The sequence below is a fragment of the Stenotrophomonas sp. TWI809 genome (genome assembly GCF_039673205.1).
Lineage (GTDB): Bacteria > Pseudomonadota > Gammaproteobacteria > Xanthomonadales > Xanthomonadaceae > Stenotrophomonas.
Genome location: NZ_JBDJLE010000029.1, coordinates 1 through 16,513, shown reverse-complemented (window position 1 = coordinate 16,513; position 16,513 = coordinate 1). Strand labels below are relative to the sequence as shown.

Below are 16,513 nucleotides of genomic sequence, written 5' to 3'. Positions count from 1 at the left end.
CAAGGGGGAAAACGCCGGCTTGCCGGCGTTTTTTTTTGCCTGCCTCCCGGTACGCCGGATCAGCGGAAGATCAGGCTCCGCATCAGCAGGAATGACAGCCCGGCCAGCCCGCCCTCCACCAACGGTTTGGCCAGCCACGCATAGCGCAGCCCCAGGTGCTCGGCGGCCAGGGTCACCAGCAGCGTACTGATGGCCGTCAGCACGGCCCACAGCAGCAGGAAGCGCGCAAAGCGTGGCCAGCCCAGACGATGCTCACCATCGCGGGCAAACGTGTAGCGGCCATTGAGCCAGAAGCCGAGCAGCATGCCGCTCACGCGCCCCAGCAGGTTGCCGGGTGCCGCTGGCATTCCCAGTGCGGTGGCAGCCACGAACACGGCCCAGTCCAACACCAGCTGGACCAGGCCGACGACGAGATAGCGGCTGCCTTGGCGGAGGAGACTCACGTGCACTCCGGGTGCGGACAATCCCACATGTTAACGAGCGTCGCACTAGAATTCCCATCAACGATACCCGGAACGTGATCTACCCATGACCCAGCCCCTGCACGTGATCATCCTGGCCGCCGGCGCCGGCAAGCGCATGAAGTCGGCCCTGCCCAAGGTGCTGCAGCCGATCGCCGGCCGCCCGATGCTCGCCCACGTCATCGAGACCGCGCGTCAGCTGCAGCCTGAAGCGATCCATGTGGTGTATGGCCATGGCGGCGAAGCAGTGCGGCAGGCATTGGCCGATCAGCCCGATCTGCGCTGGGCGGAGCAGAGCGAGCAGCTGGGCACCGGGCATGCCGTGCTGCAGGCCATGCCGGAAGTGCCGGATGCGGCAACCGTTCTGGTGTTGTACGGCGATGTGCCGTTGATCCGCGGCGAAACGTTGCGCCACCTGTTGTCGCAGCCGGGCCGCTTGGCCGTGCTGGTGGCCGAGGTCGCCGATCCGACGGGCTACGGGCGCATCGTGCGCAATGCCGAGGGCAAGGTCGGGGCGATCGTCGAGCAGAAAGACGCCACCGACGAACAGCGCAGCATCCGTACCATCAATACCGGCATCATCACCGCCGAATCCACGGCACTGCGCCGTTGGTTGTCGCAGCTGTCCAATGCGAACGCGCAGGGCGAGTATTACCTGACCGACATCTTTGCCGCGGCGGCCAGCGATTACACGCCGGCCGAGATGGCGTTCGTGCAGGACCCGCAGGACGCCGAAGGTGCCAACGATCCATGGCAGCTGGCCCAGCTTGAACGCGCCTGGCAGCTGCGCGAAGTGCGTGCGCTGTGCGCGCAGGGCGCACGCGTGCTGGACCCGGCACGGCTGGATATCCGTGGCACCGTCACGGTCGGCAGCGACGTGCAGATCGACGTCAACGTGATCCTGGAGGGACGTGTGGTGCTGGGCGATGGCGTCAGCATCGGCGCGTTCACCCGGCTCAAGGATGTTTCCCTGGCCGCGGGCACCGTGGTCAAGCCGCACTGCGATCTGGAGGGCGTGGTCAGCGAAGGTGCGGCAGACATCGGTCCGTTCGCGCGGCTGCGCCCCGGCACCGTGCTGGGGGAGGGCTCGCACGTGGGCAACTTCGTGGAAACCAAGAAAGTCGTGCTCGGTGCCGGCAGCAAGGCCAACCACCTCACCTATCTGGGCGACGCGGTGATCGGCAGCAAGGTCAACATCGGTGCGGGCACCATCACCTGCAACTACGACGGGGTAAACAAGTCGCAGACCACGATCGGCGATCGTGCCTTCATCGGATCCAACAGCTCGCTGGTCGCGCCGGTCGTGATCGGGGAAGGCGCAACCGTCGCCGCTGGCTCGGTGATCACCCGCGGCGCCCCGGCGGACAAGCTGACCGTCGCCCGCGCACGTCAGGAAACCATCGACGGCTGGAAGCGCCCGACGAAGAAGTAGTGCCGGCCGCTGGCCGGCAACCAGGCGATCCCGCGGCCACGACGGTGCCGGCCAGCGGCCGGTCTACCGGGCGTCAGCCGGCAGGAACACCGCCACGCACAGACCGCCCTCGCGGCGGTTCTGCAGCGAAATACGGCCACCATGCGCTTCGACGATCTCACGGGTCAGCGCCAGGCCGAGCCCGGTGCCGTTGCGCTTGGTCGAATAGAACGGCATCAACGCGTTCTGCAGCACCGCCTCGTTCATGCCCTTGCCGCGATCCAGTACTTCCAGCCGCAGCCACTGGGGCAGGCGGGTCAGGCGGACCTCGACGTCGTCATTCGGCGGCTCGGCCTCGCCACACGCTTCATGGGCATTCTTGAGCAGGTTCAGCAGCGCCTGCCCGAGCTGGGCGATGTCCACGCGGCTCTGCAGATCGTCGGGTACCTCGGCCATCCGGAACGGAATCTGGTGCTGCAGCCCGCCCAGGAACAGGTTCCACTGTACGGTCTGCAACTGCGGCTGTGGCAGCTTGGCGAACCGCGCATAGCCGCGGATGAAGCCTTCCAGATGACGCGCGCGCTCCTCGATGGTGGCGAACACCTCTTCGAGCCGCTCGGTCTTGCCGCGCCGGACCAGCTCGCCACCGGAATGCGCCAGCGAGGCGATCGGGGCCAGCGAATTGTTCAACTCGTGGCTGATCACCCGGATCACCTTCTTCCAGGTCTGCACTTCCTGGCGGCGCAGTTCGGCGGTCAGCAGGCGGATCAACAGCAGATCGTGCGGGCGGCCGTTGAGATGGAAGTTGCGGCGTGACAGGTGATAGATCTGCTCGTCGTCCTCATCGCGCTCATCGTCGCTGTCCTGGCCTTCGCCACGCACCGCGAAGAGGCTGTCGCCCCCGCGGGCGATGGCGTCGCGCAGCTCGATCGGCATCGTCGCCATGACGTCGTCCATGCGCTGGCCCTCCAGCTTCCAACCGTTGTGCAGCAACTTGCGCGCCGCCAGGTTGGAAAACACCACGCGCTGCACGCCGTCGCCCCCGTGCGCCAGCAACAGCATCGATACCGGCGTGTTCTGCACCATGGTGTCCAGCAGCAGCTCGCGCTGGACCAGGTCCTGGCGCTGCGCACGCAGCACATCGCCCAGTTCGCGGTGGGCCTGGACCAGATCGCCCAGCTCATCATTGGAGGGCCAATAGATGCCGAAGTTGTATTCACCGTCGCGGTAGCTGCTGGTGGTGCCGGACAGGGCGCGCAGCAACGAGCGGATCGGTGCGGTCGCGCGGCGCAGGCTCCACCACATCAGCGCCAGCAGCACGACAACCGAAATGCAGGTGACCGCCCAACCACGGTCCAGCCAGAACGCCAGATACCAAGGGAATGCAGCTGCCAGTGCCAGGACCGGCAGCAGCCGCAGGAACAGCCGGAAGGTGAACGAGCGCCGCTTCATTCGCGCGGGATGCCGTAACGGTCCATGCGCCGGTACAGCGCCTGGCGGCTGAGCCCGAGTTCGGCAGCGGTCTGGGCGATGATGCCGTGGTTATGCGCCAGTGCGGTTTCGATCCGGCTTCGGTCCGGGTCCACGGCCGGGCTGGCCGCGCGCGGGGCCGCGGCGCGCGGCAGGTTGAGATCGCCTGCCTCGATGCGCGGTCCCGTCGCGAACAGTTGGGCGCGCTGCAGCACGTTGCGCAGCTCGCGCACATTGCCCGGCCAGGCATGCCGCTGAAGCGCGGTGGCCGCCGCGGTGGACAGTGGCTTGCCAGTGTCCAGGAAGCGTTCGGCCAGCGGCAGGATGTCGCCGGGGCGGTCGGCCAAGGCCGGCAGCGCCAGCTCGACAGTGTTGAGGCGGTAGTACAGATCCTCGCGGAACTGGCCATCGCGGATCATCGTGGGCAGATCGGCGTTGGTCGCGCTGATGACGCGGACCTTCACCTGCCGCTCGCGGTTGGAACCCAGCCGTTCGAAACGGCCGGTTTCCAGCACGCGCAGCAGTTTCATCTGTCCACTGGCAGAGAGATTGCCGATCTCATCCAGGAACAGGGTGCCGCCATCGGCGGCCTCGAACTTGCCTTCGCGTGCCTTGTTGGCACCGGTGTAGGCACCGGCCTCGGCACCGAACAATTCCGCCTCGATCAGCTCGGACGGAATCGCGCCGCAGTTGAGCGCGACGAACGGCCCCTTGGCCACCAGCGAGTTGGCCTGGATGATCTCGGCGATCTTCTCCTTGCCCGCGCCGTTGGGGCCGGTGATCAGCACCGGCAGTGCCGAGCGTGCCACCTGGCAGGCCAGGCTGACCACGCGCTCGCTGGCCGGATCGGCCACCACGGCACCGCGCAGATCGTAGCGGGCCTCCAGCGCCGAGCGATCGCGTTGCTCGCGGTCGCGGCGGCGGTCCAGTTCGCGGCGGGTTTCGGAGAGCTCCAGCAGGTTGTTGACCGTGATCAGCAGCTTGCGGTCGTCCCATGGCTTGGCCAGGTAGTCCGCCGCGCCCGCCTTGACCAGATCGACCGCGCTGCTCAGATGTGTCCAGGCGGTCAACAGGATCACCGGCAGGTCCGGATGACGTGCACGGATCTGCTGGAACAGGGCTTCGCCTTCTTCGCCGGAGGTGGTGTCCTCGGTGAAGTTCATGTCCTGGATCACCAGATCCACCGGCTGTTGTTCCAGCAGCGCCAGCCCCTGCTCGGGCGAGAGCGCGTGCAGGGTATCGATGTCGTGCAGCGAGAACAGCACGTCGAGTGCGGTGCCGACGCTGGCGTTGTCGTCAATGATCAGGATCGAGGGCATGCGGCAACGTAGGACCGGAAGTGGAATCAAGAGTACCGGAGCGCCGGGCCAAGGGGCAGATGGCCCGGCGTGGCGGGCCTCAGCCGCCGGCGCGTGGCGGCGTTGAGGGCTGGGGGATGGGCGGTGTCTCGACCGCCAGCACCTCGCTCCAGGCGGCGGTGTCGACATCCACGGTCACCTGGTCGCCCTTGCGCAGCACGACGACGGGCACCCGGGTGGCCTTGTTGCCAACCAGCGCATGGGTGAGGTCGGCCATGCGCCGGACGGGCTGGCCATCCACGCGCAGGATCCGGTCGCCGCTGCGCACACCGAAGTAGCTGCTCGGTTCGGTGGTGGTGACGCGCACGATGCCATCCCGGGCATCGACCACCAGATGGTGGCCGGCGTCACGCCACTCCAGGCGTGCGGTATCGGTCTGGGTGGCGGCCAGCGCAGGTGCGCTGGCCAGCAGGAGGGACAACAACAGGGTCGTGATCCTGGTCTTGGTCTTGGTATTGGTCTTGCGCATTTCAGGCACTCCGGGTGGCAACGGCAGGGGGGACGGCGGCGGCGCGACGGGCCGGGCCGAAGACAGCGATCTGGCCCAGCAGCCACAGCAGTACCGCGCCGATCGGCAGGTAACTGATGGGCATGCGTGGCAGCTCGTAGTTGTTCATCAGCCACAGATTGATCGTGTAGGCCATCAACATGCCCAACACGATCCCAACCGTGGCCAACAGGAAGTTTTCGGTCTGGAAGTAGCGCAGGATCTGGCTGCGGGTCGCGCCCAGCGCACGGCGGATGCCGATCTGCTTGGTGCGCTGCTGCACCCAGAAGCTGGCCAGACCAACGATGCCCAGTGCCGTCACCACCAGCAGGGCAACGCACACGGTGATCAGCAGGCCGACCATGGCGCGGTCGTTGGCGAAGTACTTCCTGCGCTGTTCCTCGTAGGTGGATTTGCCGCGGATCAGCCGGCTCGAATCGACACGTTCCAGTGCCGTCACTGCTGCCTTGATCACCTCGTCCCGACGCGCGGGATCGGTGACACGGATCAGGTAGAAGCCTTCGTCGTAGGTCGCCCGCAACGGCAGCATGATCGAATACTGGATGTCGCCGCCAACCGGGTTCGGGCGGGCCAGCACCTTGACGATGCCGACGATGCGCAGCGGCATGGAACCGCTGTAGACCGTCTTGCCCAAGGCATCACCGCCGGGGAACATCTTGTCGGCAATCGCCTTGGTGACGATGATCGCCGAGCCCGTTTTTTCGGCGTTCTCGTCGGTCAGGGCATCCGCTGCGTCGCGGTATTCGTCGCTCTGGAAATCACGGCCGGCGATCAGCTCCACGCCCAGTGTCTCCAGCGCGCCTTCGCGGGCGAAGTACTGGGAGGTGCTCAGCGTCGAGCGTTCCTGGTTGGGGGTCAGCCCCAGGCCCGTGTTCCAGGAGCTGTTGCGGAACGGAATCTGGTTCAACGTCACGGCACTCTTGACGCCCGGAATGGCCTCCAACGCCGCCAGGTCTTCGCGGGTGCGCGCGGCCGCATTGACCTGGGTGCCGATGCCGCCCAGGCGGACTTCGATCAGTTCGGTCTCGGCGATGCCGCTGGGCTGGTTGATCTTCTCGATGCGCTGCCCGATCAGGAACAGCGCATTGCAGACGATGGCGCAGGTCAGGGCGATCTCGAGCACGATCAGCGACGCGGCGGTTTTATGCCGGCGCAGGGTGGAGAGGATGGGACGGATATCCATGGTGTGCTCCGGATCCTTACTGCGATTTGAGTTGGATGGCGGGCGCGACCTGCATGGCGCGCAGCGCCGGCAGGAAACCGGCCAACAGGCTGGCGACCAAGGTCAGCGCGAAGGTCATCAGCAGCATCTGCCCATCCAGCGTGGCCAGCTTGGCGTAGTCCACCGGTTGCTGGCGCACCGCGTACAGTCCCAGCATCGCGAGTACCAGGCCGAGCAGGCCGCCGGCCAGGCCGACCGTACCGGCCTCGATGAGCGACTGCAGGAAGATCTGGCCGCGGCTGGCACCCAGCGCCCGGCGCACGCCGATCTCGCCGCTGCGGCGCAGGAACTTGGCCAGCAGCAGGCCCACGGTATTGATCAGGCAGACCAGCAGGAAGCCCATCGCCAACCACAGCTGCAGGCGCACGTCACCGGGGACCACCTTCTTGTAGTCCAGCCACTCCATGACATTGCGCAGACGGACGTTGTTGGGACGCTCGAAGCGGCCGGCCGCACGCTGCTGGTCGGAGTAGTTCTCCAGGTAGCGGCGGTACTCCGCAGCTTGCCCGGCGTTCTCCAGCTCCACCCAGTACTGGATCCAGGTGCAGCTGGCGGTCGGGCCGGTCGGATCGGGCTCGTTGCGGCGGCCGAAGCAGTCCATGCTGCCGCTGCGGTCGAACTTCAGCTCGATGGCCGTGGTGAAGGGAACGAACACATCTTCGCTGTCGCCATAGCGACCGGTGTTGAGATCGTAGAAGTGCGGGTTGGGGTGCCACTCGTCCAGAACGCCCACCACGGTCATCGTGTTGCCATTGATGCGCAGTGACTTGCCGACGCTGTTGGCGCCATCGAACAGCTTCTGGTTGAGTGTCTTCGTGATCACCGCGACCCTGCCGCGGCCCTCGTCATCGGATTCCTTCCAGCCCTGGCCGTACTGGAACGGGGTATCGAACATCGGGAAGAAGTCGCCCGAGGTGTAGCGAGAATCCGTGACGAACGGACGCAGCGTGCTGCTGTCCGGCTCGATGGTGACGCCGCCACCGGTCATCATCGCCTGGCGCTTGGCATGTTTCTCGCTCAGCAGTCTGGTGGCATCGAAGCGGGTCAACTGGTCGGCCGGTTCTTCGCCAGGCTGATAGCCAAGCGCCGACTGTGGATCAATCTGCACGCTGAAGAGCCGGTCGCTCTTCTGCGGAATCGGATCACCGGACAGCACGTGGAACACGGTCAGCGTGGTCATCGACGCGCCGATGCCCAGCGCGATGGCGATCACCATCAGCGCGGTCAGCACCTTGTTGCGCCGGAAGCTGCGCAGGGCCAGTCGGAAGTAGTAAGCGATCATGGCCGGCCTCAGTCGTTGGCGATGGCAGCGGCAACCGCGGGGCGCGGCGTGGAAAGCACCGGGTCGCGCAGCAGGTCGGTGACCTGGCCGTCGACGATGTGCACGTTGCGCTTGGCACGGGCGGCCAATTCGGGATCGTGGGTCACCATCACGATCGTGGTGCCCTTGGCATTGATTTCTTCCAGCAGCTCCATGACGCCACGGGCCATCTGGCTGTCCAGGTTGCCGGTCGGTTCATCGGCCAGCAGCAGGCGCGGGCTGCCCGCCAGCGCCCGCGCGATCGCGGCGCGCTGCTGCTGACCACCGGAGAGTTCGGCCGGGTAATGCTTCATGCGCGAGCCCAGGCCCACCTGGGCCAGCGCGTGCTCGATGCGCTCCTTGCGCTCGGCAGCGGGCATGCCGCGGTAGCGCAGCGGCACATCGACGTTGTCGAACAGGTTCAGATCGGAGATCAGGTTGAAGCCCTGGAAGATGAAGCCGATCTTCTGGTTGCGCAGGCGGCTGCGCGCGTCATCGCCGAGCTGGCTGACGTCCTGGCCATCGAGCAGGTAGGTGCCGCTGGTGAAGGTCTCCAGCAGGCCGGCGATGTTGAGGAAGGTGGTCTTGCCCGAACCGGACGGACCGGTCACGGCGACGAACTCGCCTTCGCGGACATGCAGGTCCAGCGACCGCAGGGCGTGGGTTTCCACCTGTTCGGTGCGGAAGACTTTGGCGACCGAGCGCATTTCAAGCATGGCTGTTTTCCTTTGAAAGTCGAGAGGATCGAAAGGGACTGAATCAGTTGATGGAGACGCGCTCGGCATCGCCGAACAGATCGCTGCCGGACACCACGACGCGATCGCCGGGCTGCAGGCCAGAGAGGATTTCCACTTCGCCCAGGCTGCTCACACCGAGCTTGACCGGGCGACGGACCGCACTGCTGCCGTCCATGACGTAGGCGTAGCCGTTGCCCTGTTCGACGAACGGGCCGCGTTCGATCTTCAGGGCATTGCGGCGGGTATCGAGCAGCACGCGCGCCTGCATCCGCTGGCTCTGGCGCAGGCCCTGCGGTTGCTTGTCGGCAAAGCGGATGCGGGCGTTGACCTCACCGGCGACCACTTCCGGGGACACCGCGGAGATCTCACCGGCGAACTGGCCGCTGCCGCCGGTCAGCTGCGCAGGCATGCCGATCGTCAGCTCGCGGGCGAAACTCTCCGGCACCTTGATCTCGATCTCGAAGCGCGACAGGTCGACCACGCCCAGGATCGGCGCATTGGCGACCACGTTGGTGTGCTGGGTCGCCTGCACCTGGCCGACCTGGCCATCGAACGGCGCACGCAGCGTGAGGGCGTCGACCTGGCGCTCGACCTCGGTCACCACCGCACGCTGGCGGTCGGCGAGCAGGCGCTTGTTGCGCGCATCGAGGTCGGCGCCCTGGGCCTTGAGCAGGGCGTCCTTGCGGGCATGTTCGAGCTGGATGTCGCTCTTCTTGACCGTGTCTTCGGCCTTGGCGACATCGACCTGCGGCACCGCGCCCCCATCGAAGCCACGCTTGTAGCGTTCCAGATCGCGCACGGCCGCCTGGCGTTCGATCACCGCCTGGTCGGTATCCTTCTGGGCCGTGGCGCGCGCCAGGGTCGCATCCAGGGTGGCGCGGCTCGCCTCGGCCTGCAGACCGGCCAGGGTGGCCTGTTCCTGGGCCAGCTTGCTGCGCAGTTCGGGGCTGTCGATCACGGCCAGTTCCTGGCCCTGCTTGACCACGTCACCGGCCACCACCTTCAGGTTCACGTTGCCGGCGGAGATCGCATACAGCACCGGGTTGTTGGCCGCGATCACACGGCCATCCGCGGCGATGTCGCGGACCATGTCTCCGCGGGTGACCTCGGCCACCCGGACACGGGCGCTGTCGAACGAGCGGCTGGCACCGAGCCAGGCGCGGGCGGCGAAACCGATCGCCAGCAGCACGACCAGGGCGGCGACCGCCGGCCACAGCCAGCGCTTCCACGGGGCGGGCGCGGCATGCGAGGAAAGGGTCTGGTCCTGGGCGGAAGTGTCGCGGATCATGGGGCTCGTTCGCGGTTGGGTTGCGCAGTACCAAGCAGACGCCGTGCCAAGTTTTGGCCCTTTGAAAACAATGGCTTGCGAATCTCGTCGCGTGTCCGCGTGTCCGCGGACACCGGACCGGACACTTTCGTTAAGCCGACAGCGCCCAAGCCGCCGGGGCCGCCACGCTAGAATGCGAGGCTAACCAGCAGGGATCTGAATCTATGTGCGGCATTGTGGGAGCGATCGCGCATCGCGACGTGGTACCGGTACTCATCGAAGGCCTGAAGCGACTGGAATACCGGGGCTACGACTCGTCGGGCATTGCCGTGATCGACACCACTGCCGCCGAAGCTGACGTCCGCCGTGTGCGCCGCACCGGCCGCGTGGCCGAGATGGAGAAGGCCGCCACGAGCGAAGGCTTCCAGTCGCTGCTCGGGATCGGCCACACCCGCTGGGCCACCCACGGTGGCGTGACCGAGGCCAATGCGCACCCGCACATCAGCCACGGCGTGGCGCTGGTGCACAACGGCATCATCGAGAACCACGAAGAACAGCGCGAGAAGCTGCGCGGGTTGGGCTACACCTTCGAGTCGCAGACCGACACCGAAGTGATCGCGCACCTGATGCACCATCACCTCAAGGAAGGCGACAGCCTGCTGTCCGCGCTGCAGCGCACGGTCAAGGAACTGACCGGAGCCTACGCACTGGCGGTGATGAGCCGTGCCGAGCCGGATCACTTCGTGTGCGCGCGCATGGGCTGCCCGCTGCTGGTCGGCGTGGGCGAGGGCGAGAACTTCGTCGCCTCCGACGTCTCGGCGATCCTCCAGGCCACCCGCACGGTGATCTTCCTGGAAGAGGGCGACACGGCCGATATCCGCCGCGATGGCGTGCAGGTGTACGACGAACACAATCAGCCGATCGTGCGCGACGTGCATTTGTCCGATGTGTCGCTGGCGTCGCTGGAGCTGGGTCCGTACCGCCACTTCATGCAGAAGGAGATCCACGAGCAGCCGCGCGCGCTGGGCGACACCATCGAAGCGGCGATCGATGCCGGCGGTTTCCCGGCCACCCTGTTCGGCAAGAATGCCGAGGGCGTTCTGTCGGATATCGAAGGCGTGCAGATTCTTGCCTGCGGTACCAGCTATTACGCCGGGCTGACCGCGCGCTACTGGATCGAGGCAATCGCCGGGCTGCCGTGCAGCGTCGAGATCGCCAGCGAATACCGCTATCGCGCGGCCTACGCGAATCCCAAGCACCTGATCGTCACCATCTCCCAGTCCGGCGAAACGCTGGATACGATGGAGGCGCTCAAGTACGCCAAGTCGCTCGGCCACCTGCATACGCTCTCGATCTGCAACGTTCCCGAGAGCGCGATCCCGCGTGCCAGTGAACTGGTCTGCTACACCCGTGCCGGTGCCGAGATCGGTGTCGCGTCGACCAAGGCCTTCACTACCCAGCTGGCCGCGCTGTTCCAGCTCACCGTGGTGCTGGGCAAGCTGCATGGCCGCATCGATGCCGCCCAGGAAGCGGACTACCTGGAACAGCTGCGCTTCCTGCCGGGCAGCGTGCAGCATGCGCTGAACATGGAGCCGCAGATCGCCGCGTGGGCCGAGCGCTTCGCGCGCAGGAACAGCGCGTTGTTCCTGGGCCGTGGGCTGCATTACCCGATCGCGCTGGAAGGCGCGCTCAAGCTCAAGGAAATCTCGTACATCCACGCCGAGGCCTATCCCGCCGGCGAGCTCAAGCATGGCCCGCTGGCGTTGGTGGATGAAGAGATGCCGGTGGTGGTGATCGCCCCGAACGACAGCCTGCTGGAAAAGGTCAAATCCAACATGCAGGAAGTGCGTGCCCGCGGCGGTGAGCTGTTCGTGTTCGCCGACCAGGACAGCAACTTCGTCGAGTCCGAAGGCGTGCATGTGATCCGGACGCCGCGCCATGCCGGTGTGCTGAGCCCGATCGTGCATACGATTCCCGTGCAGCTGTTGGCCTATCACACCGCGCTGGCCCGCGGGACAGACGTGGACAAGCCGCGCAACCTGGCAAAGAGCGTGACGGTGGAGTGATGTGTCCGCCGCCGAGGCGGCGCTGACGCGTATCGAGGGTGGTCCTGCGGGGCCACCCTTTTTTTGTGCGCCACCCATGGGGTGGCTCTACGCGGCCGTCGGCACTGGAACTTTAGTCGTGCCCTGCGGCGGCATTCAGCGACGGTTTTACCGGCGGTGCCATTCTCAGTGTCGTCCCCCGCTTCCACGACGAACCGTCCCAGATTTGCAAACTCTTGGGCCAGGGTGCGGACGTAGAATCGAATGACCGAGGACCGCGTGGCGATGCCACCGACCTCGCTGCAACCAGGCGCATCTCTCGACTTCAGTAACCTGTAACAGGAAACAAGAATGAACGTCTGCGAACTCCTGCAATCCAAGAAAGAAGCCATCGTCACCATCGATGTGGAAGACACCATCGGTGCCGCCGCGCACAAGATGAGCGCGCACAAGATCGCCGCCCTGGTGGTGATGAAGGACGATGCGCCGGTCCGGATCGTGTCCGAGAAGGATATCGTGCGCAGCCTTGCGGAAGATGGTCCCCAGGCCGGCCGACGCGTCATTTCCAGCTTGCCGTCGGCAGGGCTGGAAGGCATCGGCCCGGACGCCACCCTCAAGCAGGCGATGGCACTGATGACGTACTCCCGCCATCGTCACCTGATGGTGACCGAGGGCGCCAAGCTGGTCGGCATCCTGAGCCTGGGCGATATCGTGAAGAACCTGCTCAGCGAGCTGGAGCTGGAAAAAGCGGTGCTGCAGGACATCTACATGGCGGCGCACTGACCTGCCCGTGTCCTGCTGACGGGTAACGCCGGCCGCCGGCCGGCAAGCCCACGCTGGAGAATCAACGCCGGCCTTCAAGGCCGGTCAGCTGCTGAAGGTCCGACAGCAACAGCCGATAGGCTGCCTGCTGTGGCTCACCTGCCGGCTGCCGCAACACCCACGACGGATGCACCGTCGCGAATGCGCGGGTGCCGTCCTCCAGTGAGTGCCAGCGTCCGTGGTTGGCCATCAGGTTGAACCCGGCGCCGAACACCGCGGTGGCTGCGCTCGCCCCCAGGCAGACGATCACCTGCGGTCGCACGTTCTCGATCTCGCCCATCAGCCACGGCCGACACGCGTTGATGTGGGTCATCTGCGGCTTGCTGTGGATGCGCCGCTTTCCACGCCGTTCAAAGCGGAAGTGCTTGACCGCATTGGTCATGTAGAGCGTGCGGCGATCAATGCCAAGGTCGCGCAGGGCGCGATCCAGCAGTTGTCCGGCGGGCCCGACGAACGGGTGTCCGCTGAGGTCCTCGCTGTCGCCAGGCTGCTCGCCGACCAGCATGATCCGTGCGTCGTGCGGGCCTTCGCCGAACACGGTCTGCGTGGCCGGCTCCCACAGCGGGCAGCGGCGGCACGCAGCGGCAGCATCGCGCAGGGCATCCAGTGTGGCAGGTGGGGTATCCGTCGCTGGCGCGGGTGAGGCGATGGCCTCGGGGATACGCCGTCGCGGGGCCTGTGCTTCACGGTTGTGCATCTCCTGCACCCGGTCACCGGCATCACGGACCAGGTGCGGCAGCAAGGATGCTTCGGGCAGGTGTTTCCAGTATTTGGCCGGCATTTCCTGCTGCATCATCCGCGTGTTGAGCCGCGCCGGATTGAAGATGTTGGCGTAGTAGGTGCGCCACAGTTCTTCGCGCGCATCTTCCACCGGCGCGTCGCTCTGGTGGCCGCCCGGGCCGAACGACAGGTGTTGCCCGTCCCAGTGCACGCTGCGGTAGGGGGTCAGGATCGCCCAGCGCATGCCGGCGAAGCGACGCGCGAAAAACGGCGCCACACGGTCCACGATCTGGTGGTCCGGTTCGAACCAGGCAATGAAGGCGTCCTGCTCGCCGGGTACCTCACGGAAGCGGACGAAGGCCTTCATCTTGTGGGAGTCGCGACGTACCGCCTGGCTCAGGGCCATGGCGCGCAGCACGTCAGGATCGGCGGGGTTGGTGAGCAGACTGCGCTCGCCATGGGTGATGCGCCAGAGCATGCGGTAGAGCAGCGACATCCGTTGCGGGTCGCGATGGCACAGGCAGATGGCGGCCAGCTCGACAAACGCTTTGGAGACATACATCTGCGGCTCGGCCAGTGGCGTACGGCCATCGTCCAGCGAGGTCAGTGACGGGGCATCAAGCAATGAAGCCCCCTGATCCTGCAGCCAGTCCAGCTGATCCGGTCGCACCGCATGGCGCAAGGCCAGGCGCGCGGCCGCGCGCCATGCATCCAACGACCACGCCGGGTCGACACGCACACTCCAGCGCGACATGTCAGTGGGCGGCAGCGTCGGGGAACAACGCGCCCTGTCGCGGCGGTGGCGCCAGCCGCGCCCGCAGCGTGGCCGGGTCATCCAGCTGCTTGCGCGGATGGTGGTCGGCCAACTCAACGAACGGCAGCAGCTTGCTCATCGGTGCGCGCAGGCGGGCCACGTCGGCCACCCGCAGACGTCCATGCCGACGCGCCATCAACACCCGCTTGACGTTGCGCACCCCCAGGCCCGGCACGCGCAGCAGCAGCTCTTTGGGCGCGAGGTTGAGGTCGACCGGAAAGCGCTCGGGATGGCGGATCGCCCAGGCCATCTTCGGGTCGATATCCAGATCGAGCATGCCGCCCTGGGTGGTACTGGTGATCTCGTCCACGCCATAACCGTAGAAGCGCAGCAACCAGTCCGCCTGGTAGAGGCGGTGCTCGCGCGCCAACGGCGGTGCCTGCAGCGGCAGCGCCTTGCTGGCATCGGGGATGGGGCTGAAGGCGGAGTAGTACACCCGGCGCATCCGGTAGTTGCCGTAGAGGTTGTCCGCTGCACCGAGAATCTGCTGGTCGCTGGCACCGTCGGCACCCACGATCATCTGTGTGCTCTGGCCGGCCGGCGCGAAGCGCGGTGCACGCGCCCGGCGGCCACGCGCAGTGGGTGCCGGGATCGGTGAAGCGGCCGATGTCGCGGCGGTGGCTGTCTCGGACTTGCCTGCCTCTTTGGCCTCCTCGATGCGCCAACGCAGCTCGCCCATCGCCCCCCGGATCGACGGCAGCGATTTCTCCGGAGCGAAACTGGCCAGCCCGGCCTCGGTCGGCAGCTCGATATTGATCGACAGCCGATCGGCATGGCGGCCTGCGAGCGCGAGCAGCTCCGGTGAGGCTTCCGGAATCGTCTTGAGGTGGATGTAGCCACGGAAGCGCTGCTCCTCGCGCAGCACCCGCGCGATCTCCACCATCTGCTCCATCGTGTAATCGGCATTACGGATGATGCCGCTGGAGAGAAACAGGCCTTCGATGTAGTTGCGCTTGTAGAAATCCATCGTCAGCGCGACCACTTCCTCCACGCTGAAGCGTGCCCGCTGCACGTTGCTGGAGACGCGGTTGACGCAGTACGCGCAGTCGTAGATGCAGAAGTTGGTCAGCAGGATCTTGAGCAGCGACACGCACCGGCCATCGGGCGTGTAGCTGTGGCAGATTCCCATCCCCTCGGTACTGCCGATGCCGCCGGATGCACGCGAATCGCGCTTGCCCGCGCCACTGGAGGCGCAGGACGCGTCGTACTTCGCGGCATCGGCAAGGATGGCCAGTTTGCGGATCGTCTCCATGGAAAGACCGTACCGAGGCACGATCTCATCCAGTGAGACGCATCAGATAGTCCCTGAAGAATTCAGGTTCCGACTCAGCCTTCGAAGGTCACTTTCACCGAGTCCGCGCTGTAGGTAGCCGGCCCATGGAACACCACTTCGATGTTGTTGCCATCCGGATCCAGCGCGAACGCCGCGTAATAGCCCGGGTGGTAAGGGCGCTCGCCCGGGGCGCCGTTGTCCTTCCCACCGTTGGCCAGCGCCGCCTGGTGGAAGGCCTCGACCGTGGCGCGGTCGCGCGCCTGGAAGGCGAGGTGGTGGCGACCGGTGAGCTGGCCCAGCGCCGCGTCGCTGTCCGGCGTGGAGATGAACAGTTCGTCGGCCCAGAAGTAGGTGTCGCCTTCGCCGGCGATCGGAATGCCGATCGTGTCGAACACGGCCTGGTAAAAGCGGCGGCTGGCGGCGAGATCCCTGACCACCAGCTGCAGGTGATCGATCAGGCGGCCGCGGTGCAGTTCCATCGTTTCCATACCGGCTCCGTTGGGTGGTGGGACGGGGCGCAGATATATCACCGGACGCAGCGCGACGCATCGCGGCGATGTCGATCTTGCTGACTGAGCGCAGCGGTCTGTCGGCCACGGCCCTTCCGCCGGCCCGCGCGCTGACCTACGCTGCGCGCTGACGTCATGAACGCGCAGGCGGAGGAGGCACGATGCTGTGGATGGTGATGATGGCGCAGGCGCTCGCCGGCGACGTGGGTTATGAACAGGTGCGTGCGTTGGCGCAGCGCGATGAAGCCAGTCTGGCGCCGGCGGCCTACACAGAAATGGTGGACAGCATGAGCCGGGTCGGAGGTGCCAGCTTTACGCATTGCCTGCCGACCCCCGCGCCGGAGACGCTCGCCGCGTTCACGGTGGTGCTGCAACTGGATGCGCAGGGCAGGGTAGTGCGGACCTGGCGCGAAGGCGATGAGGCGGTCGCGCGCTGCGTGGACGCAGGATTTGCCGGGAAAACGTTGTTCGTACCACCCAAGGCGCCGTTCCATGCGGCCTTCGAGTTCCAGGTCCAGCCGTAGCCGCCGCGGAGCGCCCGGTAGTGGCCGGCCCGGGGCGGGCCGCGGGGGGGATGAGGAAAGCCGGGTTGAGAT

The 16,513-nt window shown here is 66.3% G+C and carries 15 protein-coding genes; 4 read left to right on the top strand and 11 right to left on the bottom strand.

Annotated features, from left to right (window positions below):
• Nucleotides 1-59: 59 nt before the first annotated feature.
• Nucleotides 60-443 (bottom strand): GtrA family protein, encoded by a 384-nt coding sequence (locus tag ABE472_RS17005; RefSeq protein WP_313209102.1) that lies wholly within the window; start codon nucleotides 441-443, stop codon nucleotides 60-62.
• A gap of 85 nt (nucleotides 444-528) precedes the next feature.
• On the opposite strand from ABE472_RS17005, the gene glmU reads away from it, so the two are divergent.
• Complete coding sequence (glmU, locus tag ABE472_RS17000; RefSeq protein WP_313209103.1) at nucleotides 529-1,893, top strand: bifunctional UDP-N-acetylglucosamine diphosphorylase/glucosamine-1-phosphate N-acetyltransferase GlmU; 1,365 nt, start codon at nucleotides 529-531, stop codon at nucleotides 1,891-1,893.
• Between the two features lie 63 nt (nucleotides 1,894-1,956).
• Here glmU and ABE472_RS16995 read toward each other — a convergent pair whose 3' ends face one another.
• From ABE472_RS16995 to ABE472_RS16965, 7 genes are all read right to left on the bottom strand, one after another.
• On the bottom strand, nucleotides 1,957-3,324 hold the full coding sequence (locus tag ABE472_RS16995) for an ATP-binding protein (RefSeq protein WP_346466686.1): 1,368 nt from the start codon (nucleotides 3,322-3,324) through the stop codon (nucleotides 1,957-1,959).
• Nucleotides 3,321-4,661, bottom strand: a complete 1,341-nt coding sequence (locus ABE472_RS16990) for a sigma-54 dependent transcriptional regulator (RefSeq protein ID WP_346463517.1) — start codon at nucleotides 4,659-4,661, stop codon at nucleotides 3,321-3,323. Before ABE472_RS16990 ends, ABE472_RS16995 begins: the two co-directional genes overlap by 4 nt.
• Nucleotides 4,662-4,740: 79 nt before the next feature.
• Nucleotides 4,741-5,169, bottom strand: coding sequence for a PDZ domain-containing protein (locus tag ABE472_RS16985; protein WP_346466685.1), 429 nt, complete (start codon nucleotides 5,167-5,169; stop codon nucleotides 4,741-4,743).
• Nucleotide 5,170: 1 nt separating this feature from the next.
• Nucleotides 5,171-6,391 carry an FtsX-like permease family protein gene (locus ABE472_RS16980; RefSeq protein ID WP_346466684.1) on the bottom strand — a complete coding sequence of 407 codons (1,221 nt, stop codon included), beginning with the start codon at nucleotides 6,389-6,391 and terminating at the stop codon, nucleotides 5,171-5,173.
• A 16-nt stretch (nucleotides 6,392-6,407) separates the two neighbouring features.
• Nucleotides 6,408-7,712, bottom strand: coding sequence for an ABC transporter permease (locus ABE472_RS16975; protein ID WP_313209108.1), 1,305 nt, complete (start codon nucleotides 7,710-7,712; stop codon nucleotides 6,408-6,410).
• A gap of 8 nt (nucleotides 7,713-7,720) precedes the next feature.
• A complete protein-coding gene (locus ABE472_RS16970) occupies nucleotides 7,721-8,446 on the bottom strand; it encodes an ABC transporter ATP-binding protein (protein ID WP_176988123.1) in 726 nt (241 codons plus the stop codon).
• 43 nt (nucleotides 8,447-8,489) lie between these two features.
• The gene (locus ABE472_RS16965; protein WP_313209109.1) at nucleotides 8,490-9,755 is read right to left on the bottom strand and encodes an efflux RND transporter periplasmic adaptor subunit; all 1,266 of its coding nucleotides are present in this window, start codon (nucleotides 9,753-9,755) and stop codon (nucleotides 8,490-8,492) included.
• 203 nt (nucleotides 9,756-9,958) lie between these two features.
• Between ABE472_RS16965 and glmS the strand changes: the two genes are divergently transcribed.
• Both glmS and ABE472_RS16955 read left to right on the top strand, forming a co-directional pair.
• Nucleotides 9,959-11,800, top strand: coding sequence for a glutamine--fructose-6-phosphate transaminase (isomerizing) (glmS, locus tag ABE472_RS16960; protein WP_346466683.1), 1,842 nt, complete (start codon nucleotides 9,959-9,961; stop codon nucleotides 11,798-11,800).
• A 330-nt stretch (nucleotides 11,801-12,130) separates the two neighbouring features.
• Nucleotides 12,131-12,562, top strand: a complete 432-nt coding sequence (locus tag ABE472_RS16955; RefSeq protein WP_346466682.1) for a CBS domain-containing protein — start codon at nucleotides 12,131-12,133, stop codon at nucleotides 12,560-12,562.
• Between the two features lie 61 nt (nucleotides 12,563-12,623).
• Here the strand turns inward: ABE472_RS16955 and ABE472_RS16950 are convergent, their stop codons facing one another.
• The 3 genes from ABE472_RS16950 to ABE472_RS16940 form a co-directional block, all read right to left on the bottom strand.
• Nucleotides 12,624-14,075: a UdgX family uracil-DNA binding protein gene (locus tag ABE472_RS16950; RefSeq protein ID WP_346466681.1), complete on the bottom strand. Its 1,452-nt coding sequence runs from the start codon at nucleotides 14,073-14,075 to the stop codon at nucleotides 12,624-12,626.
• Nucleotide 14,076: 1 nt separating this feature from the next.
• A complete protein-coding gene (locus ABE472_RS16945) occupies nucleotides 14,077-15,387 on the bottom strand; it encodes a putative DNA modification/repair radical SAM protein (RefSeq protein ID WP_346466680.1) in 1,311 nt (436 codons plus the stop codon).
• 74 nt (nucleotides 15,388-15,461) lie between these two features.
• On the bottom strand, nucleotides 15,462-15,896 hold the full coding sequence (locus ABE472_RS16940) for a VOC family protein (RefSeq protein ID WP_319211429.1): 435 nt from the start codon (nucleotides 15,894-15,896) through the stop codon (nucleotides 15,462-15,464).
• Between the two features lie 182 nt (nucleotides 15,897-16,078).
• Here ABE472_RS16940 and ABE472_RS16935 point away from each other — a divergent pair, with 182 nt between their 5' ends.
• Nucleotides 16,079-16,441 carry a hypothetical protein gene (locus ABE472_RS16935; RefSeq protein WP_346466679.1) on the top strand — a complete coding sequence of 121 codons (363 nt, stop codon included), beginning with the start codon at nucleotides 16,079-16,081 and terminating at the stop codon, nucleotides 16,439-16,441.
• Nucleotides 16,442-16,513: the final 72 nt, after the last annotated feature.

Coding starts and splice junctions, on each gene's coding strand:
- glmU (WP_313209103.1), top strand. CDS start 529: ATGACCCAGCCCCTGCACGTGATCATCCTGGCCGCCGGCGCCGGCAAG.
- ABE472_RS16995 (WP_346466686.1), bottom strand. CDS start 3,324: ATGAAGCGGCGCTCGTTCACCTTCCGGCTGTTCCTGCGGCTGCTGCCG.
- ABE472_RS16990 (WP_346463517.1), bottom strand. CDS start 4,661: ATGCCCTCGATCCTGATCATTGACGACAACGCCAGCGTCGGCACCGCA.
- ABE472_RS16985 (WP_346466685.1), bottom strand. CDS start 5,169: ATGCGCAAGACCAATACCAAGACCAAGACCAGGATCACGACCCTGTTG.
- ABE472_RS16980 (WP_346466684.1), bottom strand. CDS start 6,391: ATGGATATCCGTCCCATCCTCTCCACCCTGCGCCGGCATAAAACCGCC.
- ABE472_RS16975 (WP_313209108.1), bottom strand. CDS start 7,712: ATGATCGCTTACTACTTCCGACTGGCCCTGCGCAGCTTCCGGCGCAAC.
- ABE472_RS16970 (WP_176988123.1), bottom strand. CDS start 8,446: ATGCTTGAAATGCGCTCGGTCGCCAAAGTCTTCCGCACCGAACAGGTG.
- ABE472_RS16965 (WP_313209109.1), bottom strand. CDS start 9,755: ATGATCCGCGACACTTCCGCCCAGGACCAGACCCTTTCCTCGCATGCC.
- glmS (WP_346466683.1), top strand. CDS start 9,959: ATGTGCGGCATTGTGGGAGCGATCGCGCATCGCGACGTGGTACCGGTA.
- ABE472_RS16955 (WP_346466682.1), top strand. CDS start 12,131: ATGAACGTCTGCGAACTCCTGCAATCCAAGAAAGAAGCCATCGTCACC.
- ABE472_RS16950 (WP_346466681.1), bottom strand. CDS start 14,075: ATGTCGCGCTGGAGTGTGCGTGTCGACCCGGCGTGGTCGTTGGATGCA.
- ABE472_RS16945 (WP_346466680.1), bottom strand. CDS start 15,387: ATGGAGACGATCCGCAAACTGGCCATCCTTGCCGATGCCGCGAAGTAC.
- ABE472_RS16940 (WP_319211429.1), bottom strand. CDS start 15,896: ATGGAAACGATGGAACTGCACCGCGGCCGCCTGATCGATCACCTGCAG.
- ABE472_RS16935 (WP_346466679.1), top strand. CDS start 16,079: ATGCTGTGGATGGTGATGATGGCGCAGGCGCTCGCCGGCGACGTGGGT.